The 17714-nt window shown below is 72.7% G+C and carries 15 protein-coding genes and 1 pseudogene; 5 read left to right on the top strand and 11 right to left on the bottom strand.

Translation table 11 applies throughout. The features are described 5' to 3' along the window. Nucleotides 1-15: 15 nt before the first annotated feature. Nucleotides 16-726 carry a DedA family protein gene (locus tag OG710_RS15345; protein ID WP_330239833.1) on the bottom strand — a complete coding sequence of 237 codons (711 nt, stop codon included), beginning with the start codon at nucleotides 724-726 and terminating at the stop codon, nucleotides 16-18. 102 nt (nucleotides 727-828) lie between these two features. After that, a complete protein-coding gene (locus tag OG710_RS15340) occupies nucleotides 829-1587 on the bottom strand; it encodes a MerR family transcriptional regulator (protein WP_330239832.1) in 759 nt (252 codons plus the stop codon). A 133-nt stretch (nucleotides 1588-1720) separates the two neighbouring features. Between OG710_RS15340 and OG710_RS15335 the strand changes: the two genes are divergently transcribed. Then, nucleotides 1721-2992, top strand: a complete 1272-nt coding sequence (locus OG710_RS15335; RefSeq protein WP_330239831.1) for an ion channel protein — start codon at nucleotides 1721-1723, stop codon at nucleotides 2990-2992. A gap of 140 nt (nucleotides 2993-3132) precedes the next feature. Next, the gene (locus OG710_RS15330) at nucleotides 3133-4557 is read left to right on the top strand and encodes a glutamate decarboxylase (RefSeq protein WP_330239830.1); all 1425 of its coding nucleotides are present in this window, start codon (nucleotides 3133-3135) and stop codon (nucleotides 4555-4557) included. Between the two features lie 4 nt (nucleotides 4558-4561). Here the strand turns inward: OG710_RS15330 and OG710_RS15325 are convergent, their stop codons facing one another. The 5 genes and pseudogenes from OG710_RS15325 to OG710_RS15305 form a co-directional block, all read right to left on the bottom strand. Continuing rightward, nucleotides 4562-5347, bottom strand: coding sequence for an ABC transporter permease (locus OG710_RS15325; protein ID WP_330239829.1), 786 nt, complete (start codon nucleotides 5345-5347; stop codon nucleotides 4562-4564). Beyond that, a pseudogene (locus OG710_RS15320) lies at nucleotides 5344-6286 on the bottom strand (ATP-binding cassette domain-containing protein). The gene OG710_RS15325 and the pseudogene OG710_RS15320 overlap by 4 nt, the downstream one beginning before the upstream one ends. Before the next feature lie 89 nt (nucleotides 6287-6375). Further along, entirely contained in the window at nucleotides 6376-7017 is a 642-nt protein-coding gene (locus OG710_RS15315) for a PadR family transcriptional regulator (RefSeq protein ID WP_330239828.1), read from the bottom strand. 61 nt (nucleotides 7018-7078) lie between these two features. After that, nucleotides 7079-8536, bottom strand: a complete 1458-nt coding sequence (locus tag OG710_RS15310; protein WP_330239827.1) for an aldehyde dehydrogenase family protein — start codon at nucleotides 8534-8536, stop codon at nucleotides 7079-7081. A gap of 57 nt (nucleotides 8537-8593) precedes the next feature. Further along, a complete protein-coding gene (locus OG710_RS15305) occupies nucleotides 8594-9475 on the bottom strand; it encodes a helix-turn-helix domain-containing protein (protein WP_111330082.1) in 882 nt (293 codons plus the stop codon). Between the two features lie 328 nt (nucleotides 9476-9803). On the opposite strand from OG710_RS15305, the gene OG710_RS15300 reads away from it, so the two are divergent. Then, complete coding sequence (locus OG710_RS15300) at nucleotides 9804-10304, top strand: ATP-binding protein (RefSeq protein WP_330239826.1); 501 nt, start codon at nucleotides 9804-9806, stop codon at nucleotides 10302-10304. 106 nt (nucleotides 10305-10410) lie between these two features. Here OG710_RS15300 and OG710_RS15295 read toward each other — a convergent pair whose 3' ends face one another. Then, the gene (locus OG710_RS15295) at nucleotides 10411-10647 is read right to left on the bottom strand and encodes a DUF397 domain-containing protein (protein WP_111330080.1); all 237 of its coding nucleotides are present in this window, start codon (nucleotides 10645-10647) and stop codon (nucleotides 10411-10413) included. 263 nt (nucleotides 10648-10910) lie between these two features. Here OG710_RS15295 and OG710_RS15290 point away from each other — a divergent pair, with 263 nt between their 5' ends. Continuing rightward, nucleotides 10911-11408 (top strand): hypothetical protein, encoded by a 498-nt coding sequence (locus OG710_RS15290; RefSeq protein ID WP_330239825.1) that lies wholly within the window; start codon nucleotides 10911-10913, stop codon nucleotides 11406-11408. A gap of 10 nt (nucleotides 11409-11418) precedes the next feature. Here OG710_RS15290 and OG710_RS15285 read toward each other — a convergent pair whose 3' ends face one another. Together OG710_RS15285 and OG710_RS15280 are read right to left on the bottom strand one after the other, a co-directional pair. Continuing rightward, nucleotides 11419-13545 (bottom strand): FUSC family protein, encoded by a 2127-nt coding sequence (locus tag OG710_RS15285; RefSeq protein WP_330239824.1) that lies wholly within the window; start codon nucleotides 13543-13545, stop codon nucleotides 11419-11421. 57 nt (nucleotides 13546-13602) lie between these two features. Beyond that, on the bottom strand, nucleotides 13603-14745 hold the full coding sequence (locus OG710_RS15280) for a DUF2786 domain-containing protein (protein WP_330239823.1): 1143 nt from the start codon (nucleotides 14743-14745) through the stop codon (nucleotides 13603-13605). Between the two features lie 132 nt (nucleotides 14746-14877). Here OG710_RS15280 and OG710_RS15275 point away from each other — a divergent pair, with 132 nt between their 5' ends. Further along, on the top strand, nucleotides 14878-16593 hold the full coding sequence (locus tag OG710_RS15275; RefSeq protein WP_330239822.1) for a bifunctional 3'-5' exonuclease/DNA polymerase: 1716 nt from the start codon (nucleotides 14878-14880) through the stop codon (nucleotides 16591-16593). A gap of 156 nt (nucleotides 16594-16749) precedes the next feature. On the opposite strand, the gene OG710_RS15270 is transcribed toward OG710_RS15275, so the two are convergent. Beyond that, nucleotides 16750-17607 (bottom strand): dioxygenase family protein, encoded by an 858-nt coding sequence (locus tag OG710_RS15270; RefSeq protein ID WP_330239821.1) that lies wholly within the window; start codon nucleotides 17605-17607, stop codon nucleotides 16750-16752. Nucleotides 17608-17714: the final 107 nt, after the last annotated feature.

The following is a 17714-nucleotide window of genomic DNA, read 5'->3' as shown; positions in this document are numbered from 1 at the left end:
CGGACGGGCCGGCGCTCAGCGCTTGGCGTGGCGCCCGCCGCGGCGGCCGGGGCCGGCGGCCGGCTCCTGCGGGGGGACCTCGCCGTTCGCGGCGGTCCCTTCCTTCTTGCCCTTGCTGCGGGCGCGCAGGAACTCGATGATGATCGGGACGACCGAGATCAGCACGATGAGGACGAGCATCGCCTCGATGTTCTCGTGCACGAACTTCACGTTGCCGAGGGCGGCGCCCAGCAGGGTCACGCCGACACCCCAGAGAACGCCGCCGATGATGTTGAAGATGATGAACGAGCGGTAGTTCATCCGGCTGACCCCGGCGATGATCGGGGTGAAGGTGCGCACGATCGGCACGAAGCGGGCCAGGATCAGCGACTTCGGGCCGTGCTTCTCGAAGAACTCGTGGGCCTTCTCGACGTTCTCCTGCTTGAAGAGGCGGGAGTCGGGCCGGCTGAAGAGCGCGGGGCCGACCTTGCGGCCGAAGAGGTACCCCACCTGGTCGCCGATGATCGCCGCCAGGGCGACCAGGACGCAGACCAGCCAGAGCGGGGTGTGCAGCTTGCCCGTGGTCACCAGCAGGCCGGTGGTGAAGAGCAGGGAGTCACCGGGCAGGAAGAACCCGATCAACAGCCCGGACTCGGCGAAGACGATGACCAGCACGCCGATCAGGCCGAATTCCCCGATGAGATAGTCCGGGTCCAGCCAGCTCGGTCCGAGCGCAAGCGTATTCAAGGGTCCGGGCTCCAGGATGAGGTGTCGACAAACGGCTGCGTGGCCGCCCCAAGCTATCAACGCCTCGGGTCGGCCACGGGTTCCACCCGCCCTCTTGACCGTTTACGCCCGGCGGCGGGCGTTCGCCTCGATCGCGTCGCGCAGATGCGCGGCGAGCCCCGGCCGCACGGCGTCGTAGAACGCGGTGAAGCGCGGGTCGGAGACGTACATCTCGCCGAGGCCCCGGTGGATGTCGTAGCCGCACTCGTAGAACCGGGAGCAGATCTGGAGCCGGTGCTCCTCCGCGAGGTCCATGGCGCGCTCGCCGTCGGCCGGCTCGCCCGCGTCCATCAGGGCCGTGTAGCGCTCGCCCCAGTCGGCGTTCTCGGCCTTGATCCGCAGCCAGTCCTCCTTGGTGAGGCGGGCGGTCCGGCGCCGCGACTCGGCGTAGGCGTCGGTGGAGCCCCAGCGCCGTTCGGCTTCCTCCGCGTACTGTTCGGGGTCCTTGTCGCCGAAGACCTCGAACTTCTCCTCGGGTGTGAGGTCGATGCCCATTCTGCGTGCCTCCATGGCTGTCTCTACGGCGGCGGCCATCCGCTGGAGTTCGGCGATCCGGTGGGACAGCAGGGTGTGCTGCCGGCGCAGGTGCTCCTGCGGGTCCGCGTCCGGGTCGTCGAGCAGGGCCGCGATGTCGTCGAGCGGGAATCCGAGCTCCCGGTAGAACAGGATCTGCTGCAACCGGTCCAGATCGGCGTCGTCGTAGCGCCGGTGGCCCGCGTGGCTGCGGCCGCTCGGCGAGAGGAGGCCGAGGGAGTCGTAGTGGTGCAGGGTGCGCACCGTGACCCCGGCGAAGCCGGCGACCTGTCCCACGGAGTGCTCCATGGTTCCCCGCTCCTTCCTGTGTGGGTACGCCTGCGAGCCTGGGTCCTGACGTGACGTGAGGTGCAAGTCCGCCCCGGTGCGGACGCGTACCCTTTGTCCCTTTTCACGCCCTTTGGATCGCTATGGTGTGGCGATGACGACCGATTCCGCCGTCGCCGAGCCGGTTCCCGCCCGTCGGCTGCTCGCGCTCATCGTGCCCGCCCTGGCCGTCGGGGTGGCCTCGGCCCTGGTGCTGCTCGGGGTCAGCCTCCTCGCGGAGGAGTTGCAGGACGTCCTCTGGAAGACGCTGCCCGACGCGCTGTCGGTCGGCCGGTACTCCTCGCTCTGGATGATCGTCATGCTCACCGTCACCGGCCTGGTGACCGGCCTGGTGGTCAGTACGGTGCCGGGCCGGGCCGGGCCGGACCCGGCGACCATGGGCCTCGTCGACCCGCCGCTGCCCCCGTACGTGGTGCCCGGCCTGCTCGTGGCCACCGTCCTGGCCCTGGCGGGCGGCGTCAGCCTGGGCCCGGAGAACCCGATCACCGCCGCCAACATCGCCCTGGCCGCCTGGGCCGGACGCCGGATCGCCCCCGGCGCGCCCGGACAGCTGTGGCTCGGGCTCGCCGCCGCCGGCACGGTCGGCGCCCTCTTCGGCACCCCGGTGGCCGCCGCCCTCATCCTCACCGAGGCACTGGCCTCCGCACCGGGGCCCGGCGCGCTCTGGGACAAGCTGTTCGGGCCACTGGCGGCCGGGGCCGCCGGATCGCTGACCATGGCGCTGGCCGAACACCCCAGCTTCGACCTGTCGCTGCCCGCGTACGCGCACACCGGCTGGGGCGATCTGCTTTCCGCCGCCGTGATCGCGTCCGCCGGAGCGGTCCTCGGCCTCGCGGCGGTGTACGCGTTCCCGCTGGTGCACCGGTTCTTCCGGGCCCTGCGGCATCCGGTGCTCGCCCTGACCCTGGGCGGCCTGGCGCTCGGGCTGCTCGGGGCGCTGGGCGGACACCTCACCCTCTTCAAGGGGCTGGACGAGGTGAAGACGATCGCCGCCGATCCGGACGGCTGGTCGGCCGCCGGGTTCGGGGCGATGGCGGTGGTGAAGACGGCGGCCCTGGTGATCGCCGCGACCTGCGGCTTCCGGGGCGGCCGGATCTTCCCCGCGGTGTTCTCGGGCGTGGCGCTCGGGCTGTGCGCCCACGCGCTGGTGGACGGGGTGCCGGTGGCGCTCGCGGTGACGTGTGCGGTGCTGGGCGTCCTGCTGGCCGTCACCCGGCAGGGCTGGCTCAGCCTGTTCACGGCGGCGGTGCTGGCCGGGGACACCGCCCTGCTCCCGGTGCTGTGCGTCGCCCTGCTGCCCGGCTGGCTGCTGGTCACCGGCCGCCCGCTGATGCAGCTGCGCGAGGACGGCACGCCGATGCGCTGAACGGGGGCCGGGGCGCGGCGCGGGCCGCGCCGGAGGCCCGCCCACCGGACGGACCAGCATCGGGTGGCACCCGTACGGGCCGCCCGTATCGTCGGATTCGTCCGGTCTCGCGGGCGCGAGCCGAGAAGGGCAGGTCCGTGATGCCGCTCCACCGTGGCTCCGCGCACGAGGGCGAACCGTCGGCCGCGCAGCGCAGGCTCGCGCTCAACCCGTTCTACGGGGAGGCCGACCCGGTCGCCGGCATGGAGTCGGCGCCGCCCCGGCACCGGATGCCGGACGGGCCGCTGCCGCCCCACACCGCGTACGGGCTCGTCCACGACGAGCTGATGCTCGACGGCAACTCGCGGCTCAACCTCGCCACCTTCGTCACCACCTGGATGGAGCCGCAGGCCGCGGTGCTGATGGGCGAGTGCCGCGACAAGAACATGATCGACAAGGACGAGTACCCGCGCACCGCCGAGCTGGAGCGGCGCTGTGTGTCGATGCTCGCCGACCTCTGGCACGCCCCCGACCCCTCGGCGGCCGTGGGCTGTTCGACGACCGGGTCCAGCGAGGCGTGCATGCTCGCCGCGATGGCGCTCAAACGCCGCTGGGCGGCGAAGAACGCCGACCGCTACCCGGCGACCGCCCGCCCCAACCTCGTGATGGGGGTGAACGTGCAGGTGTGCTGGGAGAAGTTCTGCACGTTCTGGGAGGTCGAGCCGCGCCTGGTCCCCATGGAGGGCGACCGCTTCCACCTCGACCCGCAGGCCGCCGTCGACCTCTGCGACGAGAACACCATCGGGGTCGTGGGCGTCCTCGGCTCCACCTTCGACGGCAGCTACGAGCCGATCGAGGAGCTGTGCGCGGCCCTGGACGGACTCCAGGAGCGCACCGGCCTCGACATCCCGGTCCATGTGGACGGGGCGTCCGGGGCCATGGTCGCGCCGTTCCTCGACGAGGAGCTGGTGTGGGACTTCCGGCTTCCCCGCGTCTCCTCCATCAACACCTCCGGCCACAAGTACGGGCTGGTCTATCCGGGCGTCGGCTGGGCGCTGTGGCGGTCGTCCGCCGAGCTGCCCGAGGAGCTGGTCTTCCGGGTGAACTACCTGGGCGGCGACATGCCGACCTTCGCGCTGAACTTCTCCCGGCCCGGCGCCCAGGTCGTCGCGCAGTACTACACGTTCCTGCGGCTGGGCCGGGACGGCTACCGGGCCGTGCAGCAGGCGGCGCGGGACGTGGCGACGGGCCTGGCCGCGAAGATCGAGGAGCTGGGCGACTTCCGGCTGCTCACCCGGGGCGACCAGCTCCCCGTCTTCGCGCTGACGACGAAGCCGGAGGTGAAGTCCTACGACGTCTTCGACGTGTCACGGCGGCTGCGCGAGCGGGGCTGGCTGGTGCCCGCGTACACCTTCCCGGCCGACCGGGAGGATCTGTCGGTGCTCCGCGTCGTGTGCCGCAACGGCTTCTCCTCCGACCTGGCGGAACTCCTCATCGAGGACCTGCGGCTGCTGATGCCCGAACTGCGCGCCCAGCCGCACCCGCTGACCCGCGACCAGAACGCCGCCACGTCCTTCCACCACTGAGGGTTCAGCGGCCGAGCCGCGCGAACCGCCGCACCGCGAGCGGGAAGAACACCGCGAGCAGCACCAGCGGGCCGAGCACCGCGAGGAGCTGGGCGTGGCCGGCCGCCCAGGAGCCGCCGTCCGCGCCCGGGTTGCCGCACAGTTCGCGCACCGCCGTCGCGGTGGCCGAGAGCGGGTTCCACTCGACGGCGGCGCCCAGCCATCCGGGCATCGTCTCCGGCGTGGCGAACACCGTGGACAGGAAGCCCACCGGCCAGACCAGGATCTGCACGGCCTGCGCGCGCTCCGGGCGCCCGGCCACCAGCGCGAGCAGGATGCCGAGCCACAGCATCGCGAACCGCAGCAGCAGGAGCAGCCCCATCGCGCCGAGCGCGGCGCCCGGCCCGTGGTGCCAGCGCCAGCCGACCGCCAGGCCCACTCCCGTGAGCACCACCAGCGCGGCCGCCGACTGGAGCATGTCCGCGGCGGCCCGGCCGACCAGCACCGCCCCGGAGGCCATCGGCATCGAGCGGAACCGGTCCACGACCCCCTTCTCCAGGTCGCGGGTGACCGCCAGCACCGTCGACTCCAGACCGAAGCCCATGGTCAGCGCCAGCATGCCGGGCACCAAATACTCCGCCGTGTCCCCCTCGACGCCGCGCCCGCCGCCGACCAGATAGGTGAACATCAGCAGCAGCATCACCGGGAAGGCCAGGCCCACCGCCACCTGGCCCGGCTGCCGGGCCCAGCGGGCCAGTTCGCGCCGGATCATCGTCCAGGAATCGGACACCGCCCACGTCACCGCGCTCATGCGGCCACCTCCGTCTCGTTCCGGCCGCCCGTCAGGGTCAGGAAGACCTCGTCCAGGGTCGGGCGGCGCACCGCGATGTCCTCCGCCTCGATGCCCGCGTCCGTCAGCGCCCGCACCGCCGCGGCGAGCGCCGCCATCCGGTCCGGGGCCGGGGCGCCGACGATCCGGCGCTCCGGGTCGGTGACCACGCCGCCGTCGAGCAGCGCGGCGGCGCGCGCCAGCTGGGAGGCGTCGCGCACGACGACGTCGATGCGGTCGCCGCCGACGCGGGTCTTCAGCTCGTCGGCCGTGCCCTCGGCGACCACCCGGCCGCCGTCCATCAGGGAGATCCGGTCCGCCAGCTGGTCCGCCTCCTCCAGGTACTGCGTGGTGAGCAGCACGCTCGTGCCGTCGCCGACCAGGGAGCGCACCGCCGCCCACACCTCGGCCCGGCCGCGCGGGTCGAGGCCGGTCGTCGGCTCGTCCAGGAACAGCACCTCGGGGCCGGTGATCAGCGAGGCCGCCAGGTCCAGGCGGCGGCGCATGCCTCCGCTGTAGTGGCGGACGGCCTTGCGGCCGGTGTCCGCTAGGCCGAAGCGGTCGAGCAGTTCACCGGCCCGCGCCCCGGCCCGGCGGGCGCCCAGGTGGTGCAGCCTGCCGAACATCTCCAGGTTCTGCCGGCCGTCCAGCTCCTCGTCCAGCGCCGCGTACTGCCCGAGCAGCCCGATGCGGCGGCGGACCTCGCGCGGCCGGAGCCGCACGTCGTACCCGGCGACCTCGGCCCGGCCCTCGTCGTACCGCAGCAGGGTCGCCAGGGCGCGGACCGCCGTGGACTTGCCGGCCCCGTTGGGTCCGAGCACGGCATGCACGGTGGAGCGGGCGACCGTCAGGTCCAGCCCGTCCAGCGCACCTCCCCCCGTACCGTTTGCGCATTCCCTCGACCATGATCGCGTCCCGCACGGCCACACCCCCAGTAGTCAAACTTGACTAGCACGTCGAAGGTAAGCCACGATCCGGCATTGGTCAAACTTGATTAGTCGGGTCGGCCGTCAGTCCGCGTCGCCCGGATCGGGGATGCCCGTCGCGTACGGGTTCTCCTCGCCCTCGGCGAGTACGCCGACGAAGGGCTCCCCCTCGCCGGCGAAGACGTACGCCCCGCCCTCGATGCGGGCGATCAGGCCGCGCGTCCACTCCGCGCCGGCGTCCGCCGAGTGCACCCAGTAGTTCATGACCTCGCCGATGTGGCCCAGCGCCTCGGGCCCGCCCTCCGGGAGGTAGTGCTCGGTGACGGCGGTGCGCCAGGTGGCGAGGTTCTCCAGCCGCTCACGGAGCAGCGCGACCGCCTCGGTGCGCTCCAGGTCGACGATGAAGCCGATGCCCGCCGAGAGGACGTCCATGCGCTGGTCGTACGAGGTCAGCGAGGTGCGCAGCAGGGCGAGGTACTCCCCGGTGCCGCGCTCGGTGATCTCGTACTCGATGCGCGGCGGGCCGCCCGCCGTGCTCGGGGCCACCTCGTGGGCGAGGAGCATGCCCTGCTTCGCGAGCTGCTTGAGCGCGTGGTAGACGGAGCCGGGCTTGGCGTTGGACCACTCGTGGGCGCCCCAGTACTCCAGGTCGTTGCGGACCTGGTAGCCGTGGGCCCGGCCGTGCTGGCGCACGGCGCCGAGGACCAGCAGCCGGATCGCGGACATGCCCTCACCTCTCTGGTCAACCCGGTGACCAGAGTAACGGGAGGGGCCGTGCGGGGTCGGATCAGAAGGGGAAGACGCTGCGGCCGTGCTGGACGGAGATCCACTTCTGGGTGGTGAACGCCTCCACCGCCGCGTCGCCGTTCATCCGGCCGAGGCCGGAGTCCTTCTCGCCGCCGAAGGCGATGCCCGGATCGTCGTGCACGGTGGAGTCGTTGACGTGGAACATGCCGCTGCGGATGCGCTGGGCGAACCGGACCCCGCGCCCGGTGCGGGCGGTGTGCACGGCGCCGCTGAGACCGTACGGGCTGTCGTTGACGATGCGCACGGCCTCGTCCTCGCCGTCGAAGGCGACCAGCAGCGCGACGGGCCCGAAGATCTCCTGGTTCAGCAGCGGGGAGCCCTCGGGCAGCCCGGTGAGCACGGTCGGCTCGACGAGGTTGCCGCGCACCCAGCCGCGGACCGGCGCCTCGGCGCCCTCGGCGATCGCCTGGTCCACCAGGACGGCCAGCGAGTCGGCGTGGAAGGTGTTGATGACCGGGCCGATGCGGGTGTCCGGCTCACGCGGGTCGCCGGTCTTGAGGGCGGCCACACGGGCGCAGAACTTCTCGGTGAACTCGTCGGCCACCGCGCGGTCCACGAGGATGCGGTTGGCGGCCATGCAGACCTGGCCGGAGTAGATGAACCGGCTGAAGACGGCGGCGTCCACCGCGTAGTCGACGTCGGCGTCGTCCAGGACCACCAGGGCGCTGTTGCCGCTGAGTTCGAGGATGGTGCGCTTGAAGAGGGCACCCGCCGCGGCGGCGACATGGCGGCCGACGCGGTCCGAGCCGGCGAAGGAGATCACGCTGGGCACGGGGTGCTCGATGAAGGCGTCGCCTATCTCGGCGATGTCCGTGACGACGACGTTGAGCAGCCCGGCCGGCAGCCCGGCCTCCTCGAAGATCCTGGCGACCAGGCCGCCGCCGACGACGGGCGAGTTCTGGTTGGCCTTGACGACGACCGCGTTGCCGAGGGCGAGCGCGGGGGCGACGGACTTCATCGTCACCAGGAGCGGGAAGTTGAACGGGCTGATGACGCCGACGACACCCACCGGCAGCCGGTAGAGCAGGTTCTCCCGGCCGTCCGCGGCGGAGGGCAGGATGCGGCCCTCCGGGGACAGCGCCTGGCGGATGGCCTCCCGCAGGAATTCCTGGGCGAGGCCCAGTTCGTACTCCGCCTTGGTGCGGGTGCCGCCCAGTTCGTCGATGATCGCCCCGGTGATCTCACCGGCCATTCGCTCGGTGACCCGCAGGGCGCGTTCCAGGACGTCGCGGCGGCGGTACGGGCTGGTCGCGGCCCACTCGCCCTGCGCGCGTTCGGCGGCGCGGTACGCCTCGTCCACCTCGGCGGCCGTGGCGATGGTGATCGCGGCGAGCTTCTCCCCGTTGTACGGGTTGAAATCGATGATGTCCCAGGAGCCGGTGCCCGTCCGCCATTCACCGTCGATGTACTGGCCGGCCAGCTCTTGGAAGAAGGACATGCGATCCCTTAACAGCTCAGGTGCAGACTCCTGTGGGAACGTCATCCTACTGAAATTTCAGGAGAGTTGGAGAAGTCCGCGCAGCAGGTCACGACTCTCTTCCGGACCCGGACTGTCCTCGTGGAGCCGCGTCATCGCCTTTTCGTACTGGGCGACCTCCTCGTCCTTGTCCAGATAGAGCGCACTTGTCAGCTGCTCCAAATAGACAATGTCCGACAGATCGGATTCCGGGAATCGCAGCATCGTGAAGGAACCGCTCTCGCCGGAGTGGCCGCCGAAACTGAACGGCATCACCTGGAGCGTGATGTTCGGCTGCTCCGACATATCGATCAGATGCCGCAATTGCGCCCGCATCACCTCGCGGCCGCCGTACGGGCGGCGCAGCGCGGCCTCGTCCAGGACCGCGTGGAAACGGGGGGCGCGCTCGGAGACGAGCACTTTCTGCCGCTCCAGGCGCAGTGCGACCCGGCGCTCGATCTCGGCGGCCGGCGCCCCGCGCATACCGCGCGCGACGACCGCGTGGGCGTAGTCCTCGGTCTGCAGCAGTCCGTGCACGAACTGGACCTCGTAGATCCTGATGAGCGAGGCCGCACCCTCCAGACCGACGTACGTCTGGAACCAGCCGGGCAGTACGTCCCCGTAACTGTGCCACCAGCCCGCCACGTTGGCCTCACGGGCCAGGGCGAGCAGGGAGTCGCGCTCCGCCTCGTCCGTGACGCCGTAGAGCGTGAGCAGATCCTCGACGTCCCTGGCCTTGAAGCTCACCCGTCCCAACTCCATGCGGCTGATCTTCGACTCGGAGGCCCGGATGGAGTAGCCGGCCGCTTCGCGCGTGATGCCTCGCGAGTCACGCAGTCTCCTGAGCTGGGAGCCCAGCAGGATGCGTCGCACCACGGACCCACTCGACTCGCCTGCCGCCACTGGTCCAACCCTCCCCATCGCTTCCTGGCATCGGGGCTCCCCCTGAACCCCAAGTGCCGGATTCTGCCATCAAAACGCTTCAGCCCGTACTCATTCGATTACGGAAATGGGAAGACCTTTGGAAGTGGGCGAAACACGGGCCGGGAAGAAATGACCCGTAAGGGACGGCGTCGGACAGGTCCGGCGCGTGCACGTGCATCTGCCCTTGCATCTGCTGTGCGCATTCGGAACCATGGAGCCCGCGCACCTGCGTGCTCGTTCGTGTTGTGCCGCTGTTCCCCGGTACGCAGTACCGATACAGCCGCGATTACCGGGAGTGCCTCGCATGGGGACGAATGGATCGACGATGCTCGAGCCGTTACGGCAGGGGCTTCCCCCCATCGATCCCTCAGCCGTCTCCGGATCAGCCACCTGCACACTGCCCGCCCGCTACGAAGCGGTGGGCGGGGCTCGGCAGTTCACTCGGGTGACCCTGGGGGGCTGGGGGCTGAGCGAGCGGTTCGACGATGTCGCGCTGGTCGTCTCCGAGCTGGTGACCAACGCGCTGCGGCACGCCCTGCCGGCCGACGCCCCGCGCGAGGCCCAGGAGCGGCCCGTGCGGCTGCATCTGCTGCGCTGGACCTCGCGGCTGGTGTGCGCGGTGCGCGATCCGAGCCATGCCAGTCCGGTCGCCTCGGAGGCGGCGGACTCGGCCGAATCGGGCCGGGGCCTCTTCCTGGTGGAGTCGTTCAGCGACTGCTGGGGATGGCACCCGTCGCCCGTACTGAGTACCGAGAGCGTCGCGGGCACCACCGCGGCGCGAGGCAAGGTCGTCTGGGCGCTGTTCCGGCTCGGCGACCCGGTGTGACGGGGGGCGGTGCGACCGGCCGGCGCACCGCGCAACACACCGCCCGAGGGCCGAACACCGCGGAAATCCGCGTGTGTTCGGCCCTTTGTGGTGTACGGAAGGCGGTTCAGCCCACCAGGTGGTCGAACTCGCCGTCCTTGACGCCGAGCAGCAACGCCTCTATCTCGGCCGGCGTGTAGACCAGGGCCGGGCCGTCCGGGTGGCGCGAATTGCGCATCGCCACTCCCCCGTCGGGCAGTTTCGCGAACTCCACGCAGGAACCCTGGGAGTTGCTGTGTCTGCTCTTCTGCCAGACGACTCCGCGAAGCTCTGTGGCCGCCATGCCGTTGTACACGTGGTGCACAGGACGCTCCCCGAGTTGCAAGGTGCAAGTGTCAACTGTCCGGGATCATAGCTGTGTTCAATTCCTGATGCATGAGCGGATGCACGGGCAGATGCACGTGCACGCGGGGTGTTCCCGCGATTACAGCTCCCGTCCGTAGAGACGCGTAAATGGCCTCTTCGGCTCCCGATCAAGCGAGTTGACCTCACAACAGGCCGTTCGGATCGCTGATAGCTTGTCGGCGGTCACTCAGGTGACCATTCCAATCACAGGGGGAAATCGACATGTACGGGAACGCGCGGACCGGCGCGATACTGACCGCCGGCCTGTTGGCCGCGGTGATGCTCACCGGTTGCGGAAGCGACGGTGACAAGAACGATGCGGACGCCAAGGGGGCGGGGGACGTGAAGTCCCTGGCGGGCGGCTGGATCAGCCAGAAGGACGGCAAGCAGGTGGTGCTGTCCGTGAACGACGGCATGGCCAGCCTGGTCGCCGACGCCCATGTCTGCACGGGGAGCGTCAAGGACGCGGACAAGCCGACGCTGAAGCTGGAGTGCGCGGACGGGGACACCGCACGGACCGCGGGGACCGTCGAGTCCAACGACGGCAAGACCCTCGTCATCGCGTGGGACGGCGGGACCCGGGACGAGCTGAAGAGGGCCGCCGCGGGCGTGGACCTCCCCGACCTGCCGGAGATGCCCGACGTCTCCGGCGACATGGAGGACCCCGGCCTGGGCGGCGACCCGGACATGGACGAGGTCCCGGAGGTCCCGGAGCCGTAGTGCCGTGACATCACGACGTCAGGCCGCGCGAGAAGTCCTCCAGGGCTTCGAGCAGCAGCCCGGCGCTGTTGCGTACGAGCGGGGCGGGAGCCGGTACGCCGGTCACCGCCTCGTCGCGCGCCGCGCACTCCGCCTCCCAGCGCTCCAGCGCCTCGCGGACCGGGGTCCAGTCCGGCACCCGGCGCTCGCGCACCGCCTTCGCGCCCCGGTCCGTCGCCCGGCGCAGCGCCTCCGCGAGCCGGGCGGCCCCCGGTACGGGCGTCGCGCCACCGGGCGGCAGATGGGCCTCCAGCAGCATGGCGACCCGGCCGAACTGGGCCAGGGCGTGCTGGGTGGCGTCGGACGCCCCGTGCGACAGGCCCCGGTGGCGCACCGGTTCGTGGCGGGCGGTCGCCACCGCCTCCTGCCAGGCGACCCGTGCCTCGCGGGTGGCGAGCAGGGCCGCCCGTACGTCGTGGTGGCCGCGCGCGGCCGGGTCGCCGTACTGCTCGACGACGGCGGCGGCGTACCGGCCGTCCGCCTTGAGCCAGTCGCCGAGCCGGGTCCGCAGGCGCGGGGTCTCCCAGGCCGGGTAGACGGCGTACGAGATCATCGCCAGGAGTCCGCCCGCCAGGGTGAGGAGCACCCGCTCGAAGACGGTCTGGGAGAGGTCGTCGCCGGCCATGCCGAGCAGGAAGACGACGTACGCGCCGACGCACGCCTGGGAGACCGCGTAGCCGGTCCGCATCAGCAGGTACATCAGCAGGGCGCAGATCACGGCGAGCACGGCGAGGGGGCCGGTGCCGGGGTGGGCGGCCTGGACGATCGCCGAGGCGAGGAAGACGCCGACGAGGGTGCCGCCGAAGCGGGCGACCGCCCGGGAGTAGGTCTGGGAGAACTCCGGCCGCATCACCATCACGGCCGCCATGGGCACCCAGTAGCCGTGGCCCAGCGGCAGCAGCCGGCCGACCAGGTAGCCGACCGCAGCGACGACGGCGATCCGCACCGCGTGCCGCAGGATCGGGGAGCCGTGGTGGACCTCGCGGCGCATCGACCGCACGATCACCGGCACCAGGCGCAGCAGGCCGGGGCGCGGGTGGTGATCGCGGAGCGGTGTGCCGTCCTCGATGGCCTCGGCGGCCTCCCGCGCCCCGGCCCGCTCCTCCTTCGTGCCGTCGCCCTCGGCGGCCTCGATCACGTCGGAGAGCAGGGCGGCGAGCCGGTCGGCGGCGCGCAGCGGCGGGCCGGCGAGCAGGGCCCCGGTGTCGGGGGTCCTGAGCGCGGCGACGGCCGGGGCGGGCAGCCGGACCGGGTCGCCCTTGCGGATGGCACGCGCGGCGGCGTCGAGCAGCGAACCGGCGGCGGCCAGCAGTTCGCGTACGCGGTCGCGCTGGGGGCCCTCGGCGGGCACGCCCATGGCGGGGTCGGCGAGGGAGGCGAGGACGGGTCTGATGCGTTCGGCGACCCCGCGTGAGCCGTGGAGTTCGGCGGGGCGGCGGCGGGCCTCGCGGGCGGTGACGGCGGCGGCCCGGCGCGCGACCATCAGCGGTTCCGGGTCGAAGTGGGCGACCGGGTCGTGGCGCAGCCGCCGGGCGTAGTCGGCCTCGGCGGCCAGGGCGTCGGCGAGCGCGTCGCGCTGGGCGCCCCATCTGCGGATCGGGAAGAGCACGATCAGCGCGGCCTGGACGACCCCGCCGAACATGATCATCGCGCCGTGCAGGGCGGCCTGGGCGGCGGAGGTGGGCAGGGTGATGGTGACGAGCATGATCGCGACGTTGGACGCGGCGATGATGCCCCCGGTCGGACCGGCCGCCCAGGCGAGCCCGGCGAGGAAGGTCCAGACGACCAGGAGCAGCATGAAGAGCGCGAGATGGGTGCCGGTGACATAGCCGAGGAAGGTGGAGAGTCCGAGGCTGATTCCGGAGACCAGGGCGAGGACCGGGCGGGGGCGCCAGCTGCGCTGGAAGGTGGCGATGGCGGCCTGGAACGCGCCGAAGGCGGAGCTGGCGGCGACCACGGGCCCGAAGAGGGCCAGGCTCACCCCGATGACGAGGGCGAGCCCGGCGGCGCCGCGCACGGCGACGAGCGGTTCGAGGCGCCGCCGCTCGATCTTCAGGCCGGAGCGGGCGGTCTCCTTCAGCGCCCGGAGCCAGCTCATGGACCGAGCCTAGCCGGAATTACCGTTTCGCCCGAGTTATCGGGTCTTGCGGAGTGCTCAGCGGGGGATGCGGCGGGGTTCGGTGCCCATCCGGGCGGCGTCGGCGGCCTCGGTGCCGTGGGTCCAGCCGGCCAGGTCCGTCGCGCCCCGGACACGGGTGGTCGTGGTGTGCGGGAACAGCTCGTCGGCGGCGCGGGTGACCGCCAGGTCCCGGGCGGCCAGGGCCGGGAGGAGGGCGGGGGCGTCCGCCGCGGCCTCGGTGCGGGTGGTGACCGATTCCAGGCGGGTGCCCAGGCGCTGGGCGTAGGCCATGAGGAAGGACTGCCGGAACGTCTTGGTGCGCTTGCGGCCGCCCGCGCGCTGGCCCGCCTCGGCGCGGGTCATCGCGGCCGTGCCCTGCACCAGGAGCGAGGTGTGCAGCAGTTCCACCGCCTCCAGGTCCGCCTCGAAGCCGATGACCGTGCTGAAGCCGAGGTCGCCGTTCCACACGGCGCGACAGCGGTTCGCCGAGGCCACCGCGTCCAGCAGGATCGCCTTGGCCATCTCGTAGGGGGCGTCCACGCCGATCCGGCAGGCGGCGGGGGTGCGGTCGCCGGGCGTGCGGGCGGCGAGCAGGGCCTCGTCGACGCTGTGCCGGGCCATCAGCTCCTGGGCCTTGGCGGTGAGCGCCTCCGCCTCCTCCGGGTAGCCCGTCGCCTCCGCCTTCGCCAGCAGGGCGCGGATGCGGGTGAGCATGCGGGGCTCGCCGGGCGCGGGCGGCCGGTGCGGGGCCTCGCGGGCGGCGCCGGGCGGGGGCCCGACCGGCTCGATGGCGGGCAGGTTCAGCAGGAGCCGGTGCAGGGCGAGGAGCGCGGAGGCGTAGGAGAACCGGTCCGGCCGGCCCGCGGGCGGCGCGGCGGGCAGTTCGGCGAGCTGGGCGGCCCAGCGCGGCGGCAGCCCGTCGTAGCCGCGGACCTCGGAGGCGATGAGCCCGGCGGCCAGCCCGGCGGCGTGCTCGCCGAGGTCGCGGCGGACGATGCGGACGACGTCGGCGGGCAGCCAGCCGCGCCGCCAGGCGCGCCGGACGAACTCCTCGCCCCGGCGCGCCAGCTCCGCGTCGGCCTGCGGGGCGGCGGCGAGCAGCGAGGCGCCGGTGTCGAGGCCGGCGTCGCCCTCCGAGTAGAGGGCGGCCGCGAACGCCTGGTCGATCACCGATTCCATGGGATCAGCGTAAGCAACGCACTGTCCGGGGGGTCTCCGTCCACAGCTGTCTCCACAGGCTGTGGATATCGAACGCGCGCACGAAACCCTGGCTCCCGGCCGCTGTCAGTGCCGGGTGCCAGACTCGGCCGTATGACCGAACGCTGGGCGCTGGCCGTCACGGAGGACGGGGCCGCGCGCCTCGCCCCGCTGGACCGCGCCGGCCGTCCGGCGGGCCCGGTGCTGACCGCGCCCGACGTGGCGGATGCGGTCCGCTCCCGGCCGGACGTCGCGCGCTGGGTGTGGCGTTCCACGGCCGCCGTCTACCCCCGGCTGCTGGCGGCCGGGGTGCGGGTGGAGCGCGCCTACGACGTGGAGGCGGCGGAGTCCCTGCTCCTGGGGTACGAGGGCCGGCTCGGCGAGCCCCGGTCGGCGGCGGCAGCCCTGGCGCGGCTGCGGGGCGGCCCGGTGCCGCCCGATCCGCCGCCCCGCGCCGCGGAGCCCGGCTCCCAGTCCTCCCTCTTCGAGCCGTCGCCGGGCCCGGAGCCGCCGTTGGAGGAGCTGACCGAGGTGTACGCGGCCCAGCTCGCCCGGCACGACGCGACGGACCGGCCGGACCGGATGCGGCTGCTGACGGCCGCCGAGTCGGCCGGGATGCTGGTCGCCGCCGAGATGAACCGCGCGGGCCTGCCCTGGCGGGCCGACGTCCACCGCGAGGTGCTGCGCGAACTGCTCGGCGAGCGGTACGCGGGCGGGGGCGAGCCGCGCCGGCTGGCGGAGCTGGCCGACGAGGTGTCCGCCGCGTTCGGCCGCCGGGTGCGGCCGGATCTGCCGGCCGACGTGGTGCGGGCGTTCGCGCGGGACGGGGTGCGGGTGCGCTCGACGCGCCGCTGGGAGATCGAGTCGCTGGACCATCCGGCGGTCGGGCCGCTGATCGCGTACAAGAAGCTGTACCGGATCTGGACGGCGCACGGCTGGGGCTGGCTCCAGGACTGGGTGCGCGACGGCCGCTTCCGCCCCGAGTACCAGCCGGGCGGCACGGTGAGCGGGCGGTGGACGACCAACGGCGGCGGGGCGCTCCAGATCCCGAAGGTGATCCGGCGGGCCGTCGTCGCGGACGAGGGCTGGCGGCTGGTCGTCGCGGACGCCGCCCAGATGGAGCCGCGGGTGCTGGCCGCGATCTCGCGCGACCCCGGTCTGATGGAGGTGGCCGGTCATGAGGGCGACCTCTACACCGCGCTGTCCGACCGCGCCTTCCACGGCGACCGGGACCACGCGAAGCTCGCGCTGCTCGGCGCGGTGTACGGGCAGACGTCCGGGGACGGGCTGAAGAATCTGGCGGCCCTGCGCCGCAGGTTCCCGCGCGCGGTGGCCTATGTGGACGACGCGGCGAAGGCGGGCGAGGAGGGCCGTCTCGTACGCACCTGGCTGGGCCGGACCAGCCCGCCCGCTGCGGGTCACGGGGAGGACGGGGAGGCCGGAATCCCGCAGGAGGAGCCGGTGCCGGCGGGCGGGGCGGGCGGCGGCGACGAACCGGGCTACGGCCGGCAGCCGGGCTATGCCTCGGCGGACGCGCGGGCGCGGGGCCGGTTCACCCGGAACTTCGTGGTCCAGGGCAGTGCGGCGGACTGGGCGCTGCTGCTGCTGGCGGCGCTGCGGCGGTCGATCGCGGCCGCCGGCCTCCGGGCGGAACTGGTGTTCTTCCAGCACGACGAGGTGATCGTGCACTGCCCGGAGGCGGAGGCCGCAGCGGTGGTGGCGGCGATCCGGGAGGCCGCCGAACTGGCCGGGCGGACGGTGTTCGGCGAGACCCCGGTGCGTTTTCCGTTCACCACCGCGGTGGTGGAGCGCTACTCCGACGCGAAGTGAACGCGCGGTGCGAGCGCGAGGGGGCTGAGGAGGGGGAAGAGATGCGGCCCGAACCGAACCCCCTCCGGTCCGGGCCGTGCGCCCGCCGCGCCTCCGGGGAGAGAGCCCGGAGGCGCGGGGGCGCGGCGGTTACGGCCGCTCGGCCGGTCTGCTCGTCTACCCGCGTTCCCACAACGCGGGGACATTCGGCGGCTCCCAGCCGACCATGGCGGTGTGAGCCTGCAGACAGCGGTACGCGACCCCGCCGTATGTGACGCGGTTGCCCGCGGTGTAGGCCGTCCCGGCCGCCCAGGTACCGCCGGTCGGCGGGTCGGTCGGGTCCGGCGGGTCGGTCGGGTCCGGCTGCTGGGCGACGTTGAGGACGAAGTCGAAACTGCCCTGCTTGCCGGAGCCGGCCGTCCGGACGTTCATGAGCAGCGCGGGGTCGTACAGCATGTCGGTGCCGTTGCGCGGCTCGCCCGGGAAGTACAGCTGGGTGGTGAGGATGCCGGAGCCCGGCGCCTGCACCTTGACGTGGATGTGGCGGGTGCGGCCCGGATACAGGCCCGGCACGATCGTGGTGAGCGTGAACGCGCCGCTCTGGTCGGTGAACTGGTGACCGCGGAAGTTGTACCCGCTCATGTCGTAGCCACCGTTGTTGTCGGCCTGCCAGAAGTCGAGCAGCACGCCGGGGATGGGGCGGCACTCACGGCCGAAGACGTAACCGCTGACGGTCAGCGGGACGCCGGGCGTCGAGGAGGTCACCAGGCTGGTGCGGAGGGGCGAGTTGGGCTTGAAGTACGGGCCCTCCATCTGGTCGTGCGTCGGCTCGTCGCCGTCGTCGCAGTCCGGCGTGGGGGCGAGCAGCTCGCCGCTCTTGCCGGCGTCGCGGGCGAGGGCGACCCCGCCACCCGCGAACAGCGGCACGGCGGTGGCCACGAGCGCGGCCTTGAGCAGGGACTTCCGGCTGATGGCCGGGCCGCCTGCGGCTTCGGCGGCTGCCGGTTCGACGGACTCGTTGGGCTCGGGGGACATGGCTGACGGTCTCCTCGGGACGGTGGGGAAGGGCACGTACGCGGTGCGGGGGGCCCGGAGCGACGCTGCTCCGGGCCCCGCTCCTCGATCCGGAGAGGGTGGGCCGG

This window comes from Streptomyces sp. NBC_00525 (assembly GCF_036346595.1).
Lineage (GTDB): Bacteria > Actinomycetota > Actinomycetes > Streptomycetales > Streptomycetaceae > Streptomyces.
The sequence above is the reverse complement of the archived record's forward strand: the minus strand, read 5'-3'. Positions and strand labels throughout refer to the sequence as shown.